Source organism: Nitratireductor alexandrii (assembly GCF_004000215.1).
Taxonomy (GTDB): domain Bacteria; phylum Pseudomonadota; class Alphaproteobacteria; order Rhizobiales; family Rhizobiaceae; genus Mangrovimarina; species Mangrovimarina alexandrii.
Genome location: NZ_RBVY01000005.1, coordinates 16,634 through 33,303, shown reverse-complemented (window position 1 = coordinate 33,303; position 16,670 = coordinate 16,634). Strand labels below are relative to the sequence as shown.

The following is a 16,670-nucleotide window of genomic DNA, read 5'->3' as shown; positions in this document are numbered from 1 at the left end:
CTGCCGGTTCTGGCCCTTGTCTTTTCCGTGTCGGCGCGCGCGCAGCAGAACGACGATCCGATGCTGCTCTACGACGAGAACGGGCTGCGGGTCCGCGCGCACCTCCAGCTTGGCGCAAACGCCGTCATGGAACAGAACGTTTTCTGGAACTTCTCCGACATATTCGCGCCAACCGCTGGCTATGACGCCACGCCGCAATGGCTGGAAGGTTACCTGAAGGGCGGGATCAGCTTCACCCACGATCTGGCGGACAGTGTCGAACTCTACGGGAAAGCCACGGGCGTGGCGTCGGGAACGCTGGGCATCGACGCGTTCGGCAAGGGCAATACCGGCCGCATCACGCTGGAGGAGGCTTATGTGGGCTTGCGCGCCAGGATGGGCGATGACGCTGCCGTGGACGTCTCGCTGGGACCGCGGGAGCTCGTTCTGGGCACGGGAATGCTGATTGCGAACGGCGGTGCGAACGGCTTCGAGCGCGGTTCCCTCAAGCTCGGGCCGCGAAAGGCGTGGGAAAGGGCGGCGATCGGCCGGGTCGAGGTCGGGCGTTTCACCACGACCGGTTTTTTTGTGGATGCGAACGAGTTGTCCGCCAGCGACAGCGGAACCGAAATCGCCGGCCTGGACATGCGTTTCGACTGGGATGGCGGTACCTATCTGGGGGGAACCTACGGTTACGTGCCCGACTCGACCTCGCCATATCCGCGCGCGGCAACCGGCGGTTTCTCCCCGCCGGTCATACTCGACGGTGCTCGCAAAGGCCTGAATTTCATCAATCTCTACGGCAGGACGAATCTCTTCTCCGGGCGCTGGCCCGGTTTCTTCCTTGCCGGCGACTTCGCCTATGAATGGAACGAGCGTATCGACCTGCGCGCATGGGCCGGTCGCGTCCAGGTGGGATACACGTTCGAGGACACCAGATGGCGACCGATGATCGCCTATACCTATCAGACCTTTTCGGGCGATGACCCCGCCACCACCAGGCTGGAACGCTTCGATCCGCTCTATTATCAAGGCAGCCCGAGCGCGTGGTCGACAGGCTCTAAATCGTCGATGGCGTTTCTGAATTCCAATGTCAGCGCGCACCAGGTCATGCTCAGGATCACACCGACGCGCCGCGATACGGTGACATTGCGTTACGCCCATATCCTGGCGAACGAACTGTTTAGCCCGCTCCAGTTTGGTCAGGGAACGCGGCTCGTGTTCGACAATTCCGGCAATCCGCATCTCGTGTCCGGCGTGGCGCGCAGTCATCTGGCAGACGACGTCTACCTTGAATACAATCGCGCCTTGTCGAAAAACACTTACCTCACAGCAGGCGCCGGCATCTCGTTTCCCGGAAAAGGCCTGCGCTCGGCATCGTCCGGCAATGCCGACTACTGGAGCGGAGCATTCGTCAACCTGGTCTCCAATTTCTGAAGCAAGCGTGCCGAATCGGCGCGGTCGGAAGGTTCCGCTCAAGGATGAGCGCCTCCAGGCACAGTCCCGCGTCAGTCTCGCGGCGGCGGGGCGGCCGGTTCGCCGCTTTCGACCCGGACCGGCGTCTTCATGACGATCTCGCGGTGCGGGTAGGGGATCTGGACGCCGTTTTCCCTAAAAGCGTCCCACAGAGCCAGGAGCACGCGGCCACGGACATTGGTCAGGCCCTGCTGGGGATCGCGAATCCAGAAGCGCAGCACGAAATCCAGCGATGAGTCGCCGAAGCCGGTCAGCCAGCATACCGGCCGACGGTCGGCGTCGACGCGCCCGACATTCGCCGCCGCCTCGATCGCCAGCGCGCTGACGGTGTGCGGGTCGGCCTCGTAGGAGACGCCGAAGGCGACGTCGAGACGCACCAGCTCGTCGCTGAACGACCAGTTGATGACCCGCTGGGTAATGAAATCCTCGTTCGGGATCAGATATTCGCGCCCGTCACGGGTGACGACCGACACGAAGCGGGCGCGCAATTCGCGGATCCAGCCGAACGTGTCGCCGAGCGAGATGGTGTCGCCCGGCTTGATCGACTTGTCGAGCAGGATGATGATGCCGGAGATGAAATTCGAAACCACCTTTTGCAGGCCGAAGCCCAGGCCCACGCCGACGGCGCCGGAAAACACCGTCAGCGCGGTCAGGTCGACGCCGACGGCCGACAGCGCCACGACGCCGGCCAGCAGCACCAGTCCGATCTTGGCGATCTTGCCGATCAGAACCCGGATCGACGGCGTCAGTTCCTGCGAGCCCTGGACACGGCGTTCGACGAAATTGCCGATCGCGCTGGCCAGCCACAGCGCGGCGCTGAGCAGGATGGCGGCCTTGAGCACCATCAACGCAGATATGCGCAGCTCGCCGACCGGCAGGGCCAGCCGGTCGAGCAGCGCCGCGGCGGTGGTGTCGAGCCGCAGGATGACCAGAGCGGCGTAGAGCCAAAGCAGCCAGGCGACCGTGCGTGCAACGATGCGGTTGCGGATCACCCGCGAGGCCACGGACACCAGAAGCCACACCAGCGCCAGCGAGAACGCCGTCGCGACCAGCCAACTCCGGCTCGGCCAGGTGAGTTCCCTGAGCGCCGTCAGCGCTACGAACAGGAGCACGACGAAGACGATCCAGTCGCTGCGCCGGATCGTTGCCACGGCGATCCGCAACAGGCCGGGCTGGCCCTTGATGTGCCGCGCCAGGCCCTCAAGCCGGGTCTCCAGCACCGTGCCGATCGGTTTCGCCAGCACGAACAGCAGCACGACGAGCCCGATCTGGTAGAAGAACCACGCGTCGGAGGCATAGCGGACCGCGGTTTCCACAAAAACCGCGAGGCGGTCCGCCAGAAATTGCACGTAATCGTTCATCGCGTCTGGACTGTCCTCCGGCCAAAGCGGCGGCGCGCGCCGCCCGACGGCGAAGCCGAATGCGCATGGTAGAACCTTTCGCGGCGAGTTTGAACCGCTGCCGGGCACGCCGCGTATGGCAGATGCATAACCAACCGTTAAAATACGAGCGGATCGGTAAGGCTTTTCGTTCCTCGGCACACCTATGGTCGACCTGCCGCACGGGAATCAGGTCGGGACAGATATGGGTGAGCGCGCCGGGATGGCCTTCCTGCGTGGATGGCCGGGCAAGGGTTTTGCAGCAAGGATCATGCGTGGCCGGTCGATGACGGCCGAGCAGCGTCTTCTGGTGCGCATCGACCAGGTGGAGGCGATCAACCGGTTGCGGCCGGTGGCGATCCTGGCCCATTTGCTGGGCGCCTTGATCGCGCTCGACGCGCTTGTCGCGCGTCCCGGCGGCGCTGCGATCGCCGCGGCCTGGTTCGCTGTCATGCTGGCGGCGCTGATTTTCGATATTCTCAGCGGACCGCCCCTGGCCGGGCACCGGCCGGCGCGTGACGAGGTCGCCGCCCAATATTGGCGCAACATCGCCACTTGTTTCCTGTTCGGCGCGGTGTGGGGCAGTCTGCCGCTGATCTTCTACGCCAGCGCGGACGAGAGCGTGCGGCACGTCCTGACGGTGTTGATGACGGCCTATCTGGCCTCTTCTGCCTTCATCCTCGCCGCCCTGCCGCTGGCGGTCTTCGCCTTTTCGCTGCCGATCGCGATCATGATGGTCGTGACCTTCATGCGGGCCGGCGTCGCCGATCACGCTTTCGAACTCCAGTTGATCGGCGTTTACGCGCTCGCCTTCCCGATCGCGCTGCGTCAGCATGCCGGCGCGTTCGCGGAACGGGTGGTGGCCATGGCGCAGGTGCGCGAGCAGACCCAGCTCATCGCGCTGCTTCTGCATGATTTCGAAGCCAATTCAAGCGACTGGCACTGGCAGTGCGATTCCCAGTTGAGGCTGGTTCGCGTTTCCGACTCTCTTGTCAGGCAGTCCGGCCTGTCGCCGGCCGCACTCGACCGGCTGCGGCTCGACCGCGTCCTGACGACGGGCGCCTCGCCGGAGGAGAGGGCCGGCGACAGGCGCGAAGAGGTCTTGCGGCACCTCCTGCGCGGCGAGGCGTTCCGGGACTGTTCGGTGCTTTTGGTGATCGACGGGCACGAGCGCTGGTGGTCGATCACGGGCACGCCGACCTATGACCGCGACGGGGTGTTCGCGGGGTTCCGCGGCATCGGGCGCGATATCGGGGCGCAGAAGACCAAGGAGAGGGAGCTCGAATATCTCGCCCATCATGACAGCCTGACAGGGGTCGGCAACCGGGCCCGCTTCAACCAGGAATTGTTGCGCGCGCGCGGACTTGCCGAAGCGGCCTCGCGCCGTTTCGCGCTGGTGCTGTTCGACCTCGACGATTTCAAGGCGATCAACGATACCGCCGGCCATTCCGTCGGCGACACCGTACTTCAGACCACCACGCGGCGGATCGCGGGCTTTCTGCCGCGCGATTCCGTCCTGGCGCGGATCGGCGGCGACGAATTCGCCGCCATCGTCGCGATCAAGGACGACATGGATACGGTGCGCCTACGCGAGATCGTCGAAAAGGTCGTGCATGAGGTCGCGCAGCCGGTCGAAACCCCGGCCGGCACCTTCAAGGTCGGCGTCAGTGCAGGGGTCGCCGTCCTGCCCGACGACGGCCGCGATCCCGAACAGCTGATGCAGCTTGCCGACATTGCGCTCTACGACGCAAAGTCGCGCGGCAAGGAGCAGGTGCGCCTGGCCAGCAGCGAGGCGGGCGCGGCCTTCGCGCGCAGAAAACAGCTCGAACTCGATCTTTGGAAGGCGGTTTCGCGCGGCGAGATCTTTATCGAGTTCCAACCGGTGGTTTCGGCGCGCAGCGGCCGGCCGATCCTGTTCGAGGCGCTGGCGCGCTGGCGCCATCCCGTCTACGGGCTGGTCGAACCCGGCGATTTCGTCGCGCTCGCTGAGCAGACCGGCAGCATCGACGAGATCGGCGCCTGGGTGCTCGCCGAGGCCTGCGGTCGTGCTACCGCCTGGCCGCAGGCCGTGCGCGTGGCCGTCAATATTTCCCCGCGCCAGCTCGAATATGGCGATCTGCCGCAACACGTGCGCGGCGTGCTGGAGGCGACCGGGCTGGCGCCGGAGCGGCTGGAGATCGAAGTCACCGAAAGCGCCTATCGCGGCGGTGTCGACCTGGTGGCGCGGGTGGTCGCGCAACTGCACGCGCTCGGCGTTACGGTCGCCATGGACGATTTCGGGACCGGCTATTCCTCGCTGTCGTCGCTGCGCGAGGTGCCCTTCGACAAGATCAAGATCGACCAGTCCCTGGTCGGCCAGGGCGCCGCCGACAAGCGCACCGTCAGCGTGTTGCGGTCGATCGTCACCATCGGCCGCACGCTCGGCATGCAGGTCACGGCCGAGGGGGTGGAAACGGCCGAGCACGAGGCGTTTTTGCGTGGCATCGGCGTCGACAGTCTGCAGGGCTTCTATTTCGGCCGTCCGATGCCGGGCGACGCGGTTGCCGCGTTCCTGGCCGCGCAGGCGCGGCCGAACGATGCGTCGGCTTCCTCGCGCACCAGCGCCGCTTGAGCCCGGCGCGGGCCTTCCGGCTCATGCCCGGTGAGCCTGGCGATCGCGGCGATGGTCCCGTTTCGGCCTTGCCTCGCGCGCTTTTCGGACCGACACTCGATTTCCCGGTGATGGCGACAGGGTTCGCGCCCGCGACCGTTTCAGGCGCAGTCATGCGGCCGTCATCGAAATCTGGTGGATGAAGCGCGCAACGCCGCGACCCGATACGGGGTCTCGCCGGCGCGTCCGTCCAGAATTTCAGGGAGATGAAAATGTCCGAAATGCTTCATCCGATATCCCGCCGCTCCTTCCTGTCCGGCGCGGCGGCGCTGGGCGGTGTCGTCATGCTTCACCCCTTCGCCGCACGGGCGAACGCCAATCAGGCCCATCTGCGGCTGATGGAAACGACCGACCTGCACGTGCATGTATTTCCCTACGACTATTATGCGGACCGGCCGAACGACACGATGGGACTGGCGCGCACCGCCGCGATCATCGACCGGATCCGCGCCGAGGCCGGCAATTCGATGCTGATCGACAATGGCGATTTCCTGCAGGGCAACCCGATGGGCGACTATATCGCCTATGAGCGCGGGATGAAGGATGGCGACATGCATCCGATCATCTCCGCCATGAACACGCTCGGCTATGAATGCTCCACGCTCGGCAATCACGAGTTCAATTACGGGCTCGACTTCATGTTCAAGGTTCTGGCGGGCGCGAACTTCCCGTTCGTGTGCGCCAATCTGACCAAGGGGTCGCTGGCGGCCAGCGCGCGCGACGACGACTTGTTCATCAAGCCCTACGTGATCCTCGACAAGACGATCACCGACGGCGCCGGCCAGGACCATCCGATCCGGGTCGGGCTGATCGGCTTCGTGCCGCCGCAGATCATGAACTGGGATGCTCGCCACCTGACCGGCAAGGCGATGACGCGCGATATCGTCAAGGCGGCCGAGGCCTGGGTGCCGCAGATGCGCGAGGAGGGGGCCGATATCGTGATTGCCCTGTCGCATTCCGGCGTCGGTCCGGCCCAGTACGAAGAAAACCTCGAAAACGCCTCGCTGCACCTGGCCGGCGTCGACGGTATCGATGCGATCGTCACCGGGCACAGCCACCTCGACTTCCCCGGCCCGAAATTCGAGGGCATGGAGGGTGTCGACAATGCAAAGGGCACGATCGGCGGCAAGCCGGCGGTGATGGGCGGATTCTGGGGCTCGCATCTCGGCCTGATCGACCTGATGCTGGAGCGCGACGGAAACAGCTGGCGGGTGAGCGCCTCGACCAGCGAGGCGCGGCCGATCTTCGAGCGCGTCGACCGCAAGGCCAAGCCGTTGGTCGAAAGCAAGGCCGAGGTCGAAGACGCGGCGCGCGCCATGCACGAGGCGACGCTGAAATATGTTCGCACCGCGGTCGGCAAGACCTCGGCGCCGCTGCATTCCTATTTCGCGCTGGTGGCCGACGATCCCTCGGTACAGATCGTATCCCAGGCGCAAACCTGGTATATCGCCGACATGCTGAGCGAGACCGAGCACAAGGACCTGCCGGTTCTGTCGGCAGCAGCGCCCTTCAAGGCCGGCGGTCGCGGCGGGCCGGATTATTACACCGACGTGCCGGCAGGCGACATCGCGATCAAGAACGTCGCCGACCTCTATCTTTATCCCAACACGGTCCAGGCGGTGCTGGTGACCGGCGCCCAGGTCAAGGACTGGCTGGAAATGTCGGCCGGCATCTTCAACCAGGTCGAGCCCGGCAAGGCCGATCAGACGCTGATCAACACGGCGTTCCCGTCCTACAATTTCGATGTCATCGACGGCGTGACCTACAAGATCGACCTGGCCCAGCCGCCGAAATACGATCCCAAGGGCAATCTCATCAATGCGGATGCCAACCGGATCGTGGATCTGGAATTCGAAGGCAAGCCGATCGATCCAGGGCAGAAATTCGTCGTCGCGACCAACAATTACCGCGCCGGCGGCGGCGGCAATTTTCCCGAGATCGGCCCGGACAAGGTGATTTTCCAGGCGCCCGACACCAATCGCGACGTGATCGTGCGCTTCATCGTCGAGCAGGGCACCATCAACCCGGCCGCCGACGCCAACTGGTCGTTTGCGCCGGTGGACGGCGCGACCGTGCTGTTTGAGACCGGTCCGAAGGCGAAGGATTTCATCGCCGACGTCAAGGGCGTGGCGATCGAGGCCGCCGGCGAGGGCGCCGAGGGGTTCGCTCAGTACCGCATCATGCTTTAGGCGACGACGGTTCTGGGGTGAATCAAGATCGTGCTCCAAGGCTTTGACGGAGCACGATCTTTCCACTTTTTGTGCGCGGTTCCGGGGCAGGATACGCTGTCGGATCCGGATTGCGCCTTCGGTTGTCGCGGATCAGAGCGGGTCCTGCGGATTGGCCGGGCTCGACGGGAAGTTGCTGCCGATATCCTTGCCCAGATCGCCGCTGCCGCATTTCTTGCGACTGTATTCCATCCGCGCGTCGGTCCACATGTCCTGCAGAAACTTGAACAGGATCCTGAGCGACTTCATCACCACGCCGCGAATGTCCTGGTTGGGATGGCCGGACCAGGATCGCATCTGCGCGACCACGGCGTCGGCGGAGCCGGTGATCAGCTTGCCGACCTCGATCAGGCCGTCGCAGTCATATTCGCTGAAACGATTGCTCGCCATGAAACCCTCCTTTCAGGGGACGGTCTCAGTGTGCGGGCGGCAGAACGAGCCGACAGCGAAGCAATTAACACAAGCGGAAAACAGCCGGCGTGCGCGTCGCCGCCCGGTCTCCGCGGCGCATCAGGCCTTGTAGACGACCTGCCTGACGTCGATGAATTCGGCCCGGAAGCCGGCCTCGCAATAATGCAGGTAGAATTCCCACAATTTCTTGAAACGTTCGTCGAAGCCGAGCGGCAGGATCTTTTCCCATGAAGCCCAGAAGCGCGCGCGCCATTCGGCCAGCGTGCGGGCATAATCCTGCGCAAAAACCCGCTCGCGCAGGAAGGAAAGTCCCTGTTCGGCGCCAAGGCTGCGCAGGATCTCCGGCGTCGGCAGCATGCCGCCTGGAAAAATGTAGCGCTGAATGAAGTCCGGCCGGCTGCGATAGAGGCGGAAGGCGTCTTCGTTGATGGTGATAATCTGCAAGGCGGCGGTTCCGTCCGGCTTCAGGCACTCCTTGACCTTGCCGAAAAACACCGGCCAGTATTTTTCGCCGACCGCCTCGAACATCTCGATCGAGGCGATGTTGTCGTAGCGGCCCTGTTCGTCGCGGTAGTCCTGAAGCTTGATCTCGACCTTGTCGGCCAGGCCGGCCTTGTGGATGCGCTCGCGCGCGAAATCATATTGTTCGCGGCTGATCGTCAGGCCGGTCACCTTGCAGCCGATCTCGCGTGCGGCGAATTCGGCGAACCCGCCCCAGCCACAGCCGATTTCCAGCACGTGGCTCGACGGCCGCACGCCGCCATCGCGGGCGAGCGCGCGGTATTTGGCCGCCTGGGCGGATTCCAGATCGTTGGCGCCGGTCGAAAACAGCGCCGAGGAATAGGTCATGCTCGGATCGAGCCAACTCCGGTAGAAACTGTTGCCGAGATCGTAATGGGCCGAAATATTGCGCTTGGCGCCGGTACGGGTGTTTTCGTTGAGCCAGTGGCGCAGGCGCTGGAAAGCCATCAAAAGCCGGCTCGCACCGCCGGCGACCTCTTCCCCGGTCTCCTGGTTGACCACGAAAAGCTCCAGGAAAGTGGTCACGTCGGGACTGTCCCAGTCTCCATCGATATAGGATTCGGCGACGCCGATCGTGCCGAGCGAAAAAGCGCGGCCGGGCAGCCTCCAGTTGTTGAGGATCAAATGCGCCTCGGGGCCGGCGGCATTGCCGCCGACGCCGAACCGCTGCCCGTCCGGCGAATCGATCGTCAGCCTTCCTCTGGGAAGCCGCATCGCGGCCGACAGCACCATGCGCGCGCGGCGTGGCAGGCCGCGCGTGCGCGCGGCGAAATTGCCTGCGTTCAACCAGATCGTTTCCGGTGCCTCAGCCCCGATCCCAGCCATCGCGTTCTCCCGTCCCCACCGGCAGCGCGCCGCCGCCGCGGCGACCTCACGCATCCGCCTCCCGTGCCTCGACGTCGCCAAAGCTGGCTGGCCGAGGCGGAGGCGGGCTCCTGAAGAATGGCGCCCCCTTCAGCCACAGGCGCAAGGCCTCGAAGTGGATGCCGGCGATGATCTTCCATGTCAGAAGCGGAAATCGCAAGAGGCACCGGCAAAGCTCGGCATTGGTGACCGGCGCGCCATCTCCCGAAAACGTCGCCGCAAGCACCGGCTTGCCGGCCTCGCTCTCGTGGATGCGGAGCTTGACTGCGCGCCCGGGCGGCAGAATGCGGAAATTGTAGCGCGCATCCATCGAGATGAAGGGCGAAACGTGGAACAGCTTGTCGCGGCTCTGGCGCAGGCCCGCCTCGGACAGTTCGCCGGGCGCGACCGGGGCGACATAGGCATGACGCTCGCCGAACGTGTTGCGCACGGCATAGATCGCCGCGATCAGGCGGTCGTCGCGATCATAGGCGAAATAGACCGCCAGCGGATTGAAGACGTAACCGAACACCCTTGGATAGGCGAGCAAAAGAACGCGCTCGGCGCGCACGCCAAGACCGGCCTGCGCCAGCAGGCGGTCGGCATGGGCGCGCAGGGTGAGGCCGTCCTCGGCATGGTCGTCCTCGCGCAGGGACAGCACGTTGGGCCGGTTGACCGACAGGAACGGCGACAGGCGGTCGACCTCGTCGAGACGGTCGACGTCGATCAGCAGCGAATAGACCGCGTAGGCGAAGCGGTGGCCGAACGGGGAGAGCCGCTGATGCATGACCTGGCCGCGATAAAGCCAGGCCGCATCGCGCGGCGGCGGGCCGTTTTCGGCAAGGGTCGTCACACGTCGGTCCCTGGTCATCACGTCACCTATTCCGCCGCAATCGCCGGTTCGGCAGCGCGGTCCAACGGGGCACGCCACGGTATGGAGGCGCCGAGCCGTTCGGCGACGTCGAGGCCCGAGCGCAGGCCGTCCTCGTGGAAGCCATGACCCGTCCAGGCGCCGGCATACCAGCAATGGCCATGGCCCTGGATGTCGTCCAGCCGCGCCTGCGCCGACAAGGCCGCGGCGTCGAATTGCGGATGGTCGAAGGTCCATTGACCGAACACCATGTCGGCGCGCGGCTCGGTGACTGGATTGAGCGAGACGAATAGCGGGCAGGCCGGATCGATCCCCTGCAATTCGTTCATCCAGTAGGTCACGCAGACCTCGCATTCGGTATCCATGGCGCTGGTGCGCATATAATTCCACGCCGCCCAGGCGGCGCGGCGCTTGGGCATCAGCCGCGGGTCGCGGTGCAGAATCGCCCGGTTCGGCCGATAGGGGATCGCCGACAGCACGGTGCGTTCGAGCGGGCTCGGTTCGGCCAGGAGGGCGAGCGCCTGGTCGGTGTGGCAGGCAAGCACCACCTCGTCGAAGCGTTCGGGCGCTGCGCCATGCGCGAACACGGTGGCGCCGGCCTCGTCGCGCCGCACCGCCTCGACCGGCTGGGCCAGCCGCAGCCTGTCGCCCAGCGGCGCCAGGAGCCTGTCGAGATAGGTTTGCGCGCCGCCCGTCACCGTGCGCCAGGCCGGGCGCTCATTGTGGATCAACCGGTGGTTTTCGAAAAAGGACACGAAGGTGGCGGCCGGATAGTCGAGCATTTTTGCCCGTGGGGTCGACCAGATCGCGGCCGCCATCGGAATGAGGTAATTGTCGCGCAGGGCGGTGGAGAACCGCCGCTGGGCGAGATAGTCGCCGATCGTCACGCCACCCAACAGACCAGCCTCGCGGTCGGCCAGGCATTGGCGGTTGAAACGCAGGATCTCGCGCAGCATCCACAGGAAGGACGGCGAAAACACGTTGCGTTTCTGGGCGAAGATCGTCCGGTAGGTCTGGCCGCTCCATTCCAGCCGGCCATCGTCGAGCGACAGCGAAAACCCCATCCGGCTTTCCTGGGTTGCCACGCCCAGATGGGCGAACAGGGCGGTGAGTTCGGGATAGTTGAGCTCGTTATAGACGATGAAGCCGGTGTCGACGGCGATCTCGCGTCCCTGATAATCGATCCTGGCCGTCGCGGTGTGGCCGCCCGGCCGGGAGGCGGCCTCGAACAGGGTGACGTCGTGGCGCGGATGCAGGGCCCAGGCGGCGGCGGCACCGGAAATGCCGGACCCCACGACCGCGATCTTCCTGCGGTCCGGATCGGCCTTGCGGCGAATGGGGACAACCGTCATCGTGTTCCTTTCATCGCGTCGTAAGCTGCCAGCGCGGCGGTGCGGGCCTTGCGGTGCTCGACGATAGTTACGGGATAGGTGGTGCCGAGTTTCACACCGGCATGGGAAAGCACGTCGGCGGGCGCCTCCCAGGGCTTGTGGATATAGCGGTCGGGAAGCCGTGCCAGTTCGGGCACGAACTTGCGCACATAGACGCCGTCCGGATCGAATTTTTCGCCCTGCAGGACGGGGTTGAAGATGCGGAAATAGGGCGCCGCGTCGGCGCCGGAACCGGCCACCCATTGCCAGCTCGCCGGATTGCTGGCCGGGTCGGCGTCGACCAGCGTGTCCCAGAACCAGGCTTCGCCTTCGCGCCAATGCTGCAACAAATGCTTGGTCAGGAAGGAGGCGGCGACCATGCGCACGCGGTTGTGCATCCAGCCGGTGCGCCACAATTGGCGCATGCCGGCATCGACGATCGGGTAGCCGGTGCGCCCCTGTTGCCAGGCCGCAACCAGGCCGGCATCCGGCCGCCAGGCAAAATCGTCGAAATCGCGGTTGACGTTTTTCGAGGCGAGGTCGCGATTGTGGAACAACAGATGATAGGAAAATTCGCGCCAGGCGATCTCCTTGCGGAATTTTTCCAGGTCGCGCGCGCCCGCTTCGATGTCGGGGCGGGCGAGCGCGTGCCAGATCTGGAACGGCGTGATCTCGCCATGGGCCAGATGCGGCGAAAGCCGCGAAGTGACGGCTTCGGCGGGCCGGTCGCGACTTTCTGCATAGCGCTCGAGCCGTGCGTCGAGAAAATCCGCCAGGCGCTGCCGTGCGCCGGCTTCGCCCGGGGTCCACGTGTCGCGCAGGCCGCCGGCCCAGTCGGGTGCCGTCGGCAGCAGCGACCAGGCCTCGAGCGTATCGGAGGCGACCGCCTCGTGCAGCGGGCGAATCGCCTTCGGAGCGGCGACGGGCGCGCGCGGCTCGCCGCTCGAGACGAGCGCGCGCCAGAACGGCGAGTAGACCTTGTAGGGCCCGCCGGTCGTGGTCGTCAGCCGCGACGGCTCGTGCAGCAGCTGGCCGTCGAAGCTGGTCGCCTCGACGGCGCGGTCGCGCAGCGCCGTTTTCAGAGCCGAATCGGCGGAGATGCCGGCGGGGTCGTAGCGCCGGTTCCAAAACACCGCATTCGCCTTCGTGTCGTCGAGCAGCGACAGCACCGTGGCCAGGGTCGGCCCGCGCCGCAGGATCAGGCCTGCGCCGCGCTCGGAAAGTGAAGCGCATAACCGTTCGAGCGCGTGATGCAGCCACCAGCGGCGCGCGCCGCCGGGCGGGCGGCCGCCATCCGCGCCATCGTCGAAAACGAAAACCGGCAGCACCGGCCGGCCGGTTTTTACCGCCGCGTTCAGCGCCGCATTGTCGGCAAGCCGCAGATCGTTGCGAAACAGCACCAGCACCGGCGGTTCGGGCGGGGCGTCGGGGCGGCTGGCAGGCAAGGCGGTCTCCGGATAAAAATCTTCTGCGCGATCAGGGCAGGCGAAGTCCGATACGCGCGCGGCGTCGATCTGGATTGCATTCAAGGCCGGGAAAGCGCGCCGATTTTTCCGGACCGCCGGGTGCAAGTGCCGTTGCCGCCGGCGTCGGGGCGAGAGCGTGTTTTGTCACGTCACGGGCGGGCGCAGGAGATTGTCGGGCGCCAAAAACGAAAAAGGCCGGGTTTGCCCCGACCTTTCCCAGCATCTCAACACGCACCGCCAGTCCATCCGTGGTCGGCGCGCGGAGACGATCTCACTGTGACGAAAGCGCTAGCTGCCGTGTGTGTCGGCACGATGACAGGGCGCGGCAATGTGCCCGATCTGCGGCATGGCTGGCGGATTTTTTTGAAAAATGGCTCCCCGGGCCGGATTCGAACCAGCGACCAACCGGTTAACAGCCGGTTGCTCTACCGCTGAGCTACCGGGGAACACGGGCTCGCGAAGTGGGCTGCCTATAGCAAAACCGTTTCGGCTTTGCCAAGCGCGATTTTGGCGATTTCGGCCGAAACGCGTCTCGGGCGGGAAAAATCCGGTGGCTTCGGCACTGCGACGTCTCGCATTTGCCGCCGCAAGCGATCATATGAGGCGATCGCGATCCAGTGCCGGCGGGGTGCCGGCGCTATCGCGCAGGAGCGAGCGATGCGCGACCCCGGCACAGACGAGACGACGCCCACACCGACCTTCCGATTTTACGGGCGCACCGTGCCGATGCCGCGCTCGCGCCTGGTGCGTATCCTCGTCGGCGGGCTTTTGGTGTTTCTGGGCCTGTTTTTCGGGTTCCTGCCGATTCTGGGCTACTGGATGGCGCCGCTCGGGCTGCTCGTCCTGTCTTACGACATCGCGGTGATTCGCCGGCTGCGCCGTCGCCTGGCGGTGTGGTGGGAGCGTCGGCGCAAATCGTCCAGGACGCGGGCGAAGTGAACCGGCGTGCAGGGTTGCGGAAAATCGATTCAGGCGCTTGTCGGTCTGGTGACCCTCTGTTAACAGATCGCTTCGTAAAGCCTGGGGGCGAGGCCTCGTGGCGGAGTGGTTACGCAGAGGACTGCAAATCCTTGCACCCCGGTTCGATTCCGGGCGAGGCCTCCAATTCCCGGCTTCCATCATGTCAGGGCGGCACGCGCCGCCCGTTTCGGTCGTGTGGCCGCTTTGCGGTGAAGATGGGCAGGCGGGATGAGCGCTGATTTCGAGCAGTTGCGGATCAAGATGGTCGACGGTCAGTTGCGCACGACCGACGTGACGAATCTGCCGATCCTGGAGGCATTTTTGTCGGTGCCGCGCGAAGCCTTCGTGCCGGCGCGCCTCAAGGAGCTCGCCTATATCGACGAGGATGTCGACATCACGCCGCCGGACGGCGAAGCGCGACGCTTTCTCATGGAGCCGTCGCCGCTCGCCAAACTGATCCAACTCGCCGACATCGAGACCGGCGACGTCGTCCTCGATGTCGGCACCGGCACCGGGTATGCGGCGGCGATCCTGTCGCAACTCGCCGGTTCGGTGATCGCGCTGGAAAGCGATGCCGCGCTGGCCGCCCAGGCGAGCGAGCGTCTGTCCGAACTCGGCTGCGACAATGTCGCTGTCGTGGAAGGCGCGCTGGAGGCCGGTTATCCGTCCGAGGCGCCCTACGACGTCATTCTCGTCGCCGGCGCGGTCGACCGGGTGCCCGACACGCTCTTCGAGCAGATGAAGGATGGCGGCCGGCTTGTCACCGTCGAGGGCCATGGCAATGCCGGCGTGGCGCGGCTCTATCTCAAGCAGGGCGACCATGTGTCGGGACGCTGGGCCTTCAACGCCGCGGTCAAGCCGTTGCCCGGTTTCCAGGCCGAACCCGCGTTCGAGTTCTAGGGCCGGGCGCGCGCAGCGCCCGTCGACGCCGCGGGGGCGGCCGAACAGTTGCATGGCGGTCGCGGAGCCGGCATGGTGCAACGTCGCGTTTTTGGGGTGGGCTTTTGATGCCCGCGGGCGGGGACGAGCAGCGCTCGAAACGGCGCTAGAGAGCAGTCGAAAGCACCCGCGGTCGCGTTGGGTCGTGTTGAGAGGTTGGTTGTGGCGTCGTTGAACGGTAAGTTTCTCGCAGCGTTTCTGCTTTCCGTGGTGATGGTTGCGCCGGCTGGCGCGGAAACCATCACGGGAGCGCTGTCCAAGGCCTATCAGAACAATTCGAGCCTGAATTCGGCCCGCGCCGGGGTGCGGGTGACGGATGAGGGCGTGCCGCTCGCCAAGTCGGGCTACCGCCCCACCATCGCGGCGGTCGGCTCGGTCAATTATGCCAGCCAGGCCGGCACGCGGATCACCACCGGCTCGTTCGGCGTCGAGATCAGGCAGACGCTGTTCGACGGTTTCCAGACCAAGAACAACGTGCGGGCCGCCGAGGCGCGGGTGCGCGCGGCCAACGAGGCGCTGCGCAATACGGAGCAGAACACGCTGTTCAACGCGGCCTCCGCCTATATGGACGTCATCCGCGACCGGCAGATCGCGGCGCTGCGCGAGCGCAATCTGGCTTTTCTGAAGGAGCAGGTGCGTGCCGCGCGCTCGCGCTTCGAGGTCGGCGAGGGCACCCGCACCGACGTCGCCCAGGCCGAAGCCGGGCGTTCGGGCGCCGTTGCCCAGCTTTCGGCGGCGCGCGCGGCGGTGTTGTCGAGTTCGGCAGTCTATCGCCAGGTGATCGGCGACGATCCGGGCAAGCTGCGCCCGGCCGGCCCGCTGACCAAATTGCTGCCGGCCAAGCTCGGCCAGGCGATCTCGATCGCTGCGGCCGAGCACCCGGCGATCAAGTCGACGCAAAATCTGGTCGACGCCTCTTCCTACGCGGTGAAGTCGGCCGAGGGCGCGTTGCTGCCCGGCGTGACGGCGAGCGCGGGCGTGTCGCGCGGTTTCCGTCATAATTCTCCCGACCTGACCGGTACCAGCGGCACCTTCAATTCCGGCAATATCGGCGCCACGCTAACCATTCCGATCTATCAGGGCGGGGCGGCCTCGACCAATGTGCGCCGCTCCAAGGAAGAGCTCGGCCAGGCCCGAATCGAGGTCGATGTCGCCCATGACGGCGTGCGGGCGGCGGTCACGTCGGCCTGGACGCAATATACGGCGAGCGCGGAGGTGGTTGCCGCCAGCCGCGAAGCGGTCTCGGCCGCCCAGCTGGCGCTCGACGGGGTGATCGAGGAGCGCAATGTCGGCCAGCGCACGACGCTCGACGTGCTCGACGCGCAGGACGACGTCATCACCGCCCAGATCAATCTGGTGACGGCCGAGCGCGATCTGGTGGTGGCCAGCTACGCCATCCTGTCGTCGATCGGCCGGCTTTCGATGCGCAATCTGGGGCTCAAGGTCGCCGAATACCGGCCCGAGGAGCATTACGAGGCGGTGAAGGACAAGTGGTACGGTCTTCGTACCCCCGACGGTCGCTGAGCTGGCGGGCCAATCCCGCAATCTTGTGCGAAACCCCAAACCGGTCGCCTAC

General features: G+C 65.6%; 12 protein-coding genes and 2 tRNA genes. 7 read left to right on the top strand and 7 right to left on the bottom strand.

All coding sequences use genetic code 11. The annotated features are described in order from the left end of the window. The first annotated feature begins 60 nt into the window (after positions 1–60). Entirely contained in the window at positions 61–1,416 is a 1,356-nt protein-coding gene (locus tag EP380_RS12370) for an alginate export family protein (RefSeq protein WP_238719846.1), read from the top strand. A gap of 71 nt (positions 1,417–1,487) precedes the next feature. On the opposite strand, the gene EP380_RS12365 is transcribed toward EP380_RS12370, so the two are convergent. Continuing rightward, entirely contained in the window at positions 1,488–2,816 is a 1,329-nt protein-coding gene (locus EP380_RS12365) for a mechanosensitive ion channel family protein (RefSeq protein ID WP_127598847.1), read from the bottom strand. A 223-nt stretch (positions 2,817–3,039) separates the two neighbouring features. On the opposite strand from EP380_RS12365, the gene EP380_RS12360 reads away from it, so the two are divergent. Beyond that, positions 3,040–5,445: a putative bifunctional diguanylate cyclase/phosphodiesterase gene (locus EP380_RS12360; protein ID WP_164749843.1), complete on the top strand. Its 2,406-nt coding sequence runs from the start codon at positions 3,040–3,042 to the stop codon at positions 5,443–5,445. Between the two features lie 251 nt (positions 5,446–5,696). Continuing rightward, the gene (locus tag EP380_RS12355) at positions 5,697–7,673 is read left to right on the top strand and encodes a bifunctional 2',3'-cyclic-nucleotide 2'-phosphodiesterase/3'-nucleotidase (protein WP_127598845.1); all 1,977 of its coding nucleotides are present in this window, start codon (positions 5,697–5,699) and stop codon (positions 7,671–7,673) included. 132 nt (positions 7,674–7,805) lie between these two features. On the opposite strand, the gene EP380_RS12350 is transcribed toward EP380_RS12355, so the two are convergent. From EP380_RS12350 to EP380_RS12325, 6 genes are all read right to left on the bottom strand, one after another. Further along, entirely contained in the window at positions 7,806–8,102 is a 297-nt protein-coding gene (locus tag EP380_RS12350) for a hypothetical protein (protein WP_127598844.1), read from the bottom strand. Positions 8,103–8,222: 120 nt separating this feature from the next. After that, positions 8,223–9,470, bottom strand: coding sequence for an SAM-dependent methyltransferase (locus tag EP380_RS12345; RefSeq protein WP_127598843.1), 1,248 nt, complete (start codon positions 9,468–9,470; stop codon positions 8,223–8,225). Between the two features lie 46 nt (positions 9,471–9,516). Then, positions 9,517–10,359, bottom strand: coding sequence for a DUF1365 domain-containing protein (locus EP380_RS12340; protein ID WP_127598842.1), 843 nt, complete (start codon positions 10,357–10,359; stop codon positions 9,517–9,519). Positions 10,360–10,367: 8 nt separating this feature from the next. Further along, positions 10,368–11,711, bottom strand: a complete 1,344-nt coding sequence (locus EP380_RS12335; RefSeq protein WP_127598841.1) for an NAD(P)/FAD-dependent oxidoreductase — start codon at positions 11,709–11,711, stop codon at positions 10,368–10,370. Further along, complete coding sequence (locus EP380_RS12330) at positions 11,708–13,174, bottom strand: cryptochrome/photolyase family protein (protein ID WP_127598840.1); 1,467 nt, start codon at positions 13,172–13,174, stop codon at positions 11,708–11,710. Before EP380_RS12330 ends, EP380_RS12335 begins: the two co-directional genes overlap by 4 nt. A gap of 392 nt (positions 13,175–13,566) precedes the next feature. Beyond that, a tRNA-Asn gene (locus tag EP380_RS12325) sits at positions 13,567–13,641 on the bottom strand. Between the two features lie 211 nt (positions 13,642–13,852). Here EP380_RS12325 and EP380_RS12320 point away from each other — a divergent pair. The 4 genes from EP380_RS12320 to EP380_RS12305 all read left to right on the top strand — a co-directional run bounded on the left by EP380_RS12320 (position 13,853) and on the right by EP380_RS12305 (position 16,618). Continuing rightward, positions 13,853–14,134 carry a hypothetical protein gene (locus EP380_RS12320; RefSeq protein ID WP_106571861.1) on the top strand — a complete coding sequence of 94 codons (282 nt, stop codon included), beginning with the start codon at positions 13,853–13,855 and terminating at the stop codon, positions 14,132–14,134. 91 nt (positions 14,135–14,225) lie between these two features. Next, positions 14,226–14,299 (top strand) — tRNA-Cys (locus EP380_RS12315). Positions 14,300–14,383: 84 nt separating this feature from the next. Then, positions 14,384–15,055: a protein-L-isoaspartate O-methyltransferase family protein gene (locus EP380_RS12310; protein WP_106571802.1), complete on the top strand. Its 672-nt coding sequence runs from the start codon at positions 14,384–14,386 to the stop codon at positions 15,053–15,055. A gap of 252 nt (positions 15,056–15,307) precedes the next feature. Further along, positions 15,308–16,618, top strand: coding sequence for a TolC family outer membrane protein (locus tag EP380_RS12305; RefSeq protein WP_127599099.1), 1,311 nt, complete (start codon positions 15,308–15,310; stop codon positions 16,616–16,618). Positions 16,619–16,670: the final 52 nt, after the last annotated feature.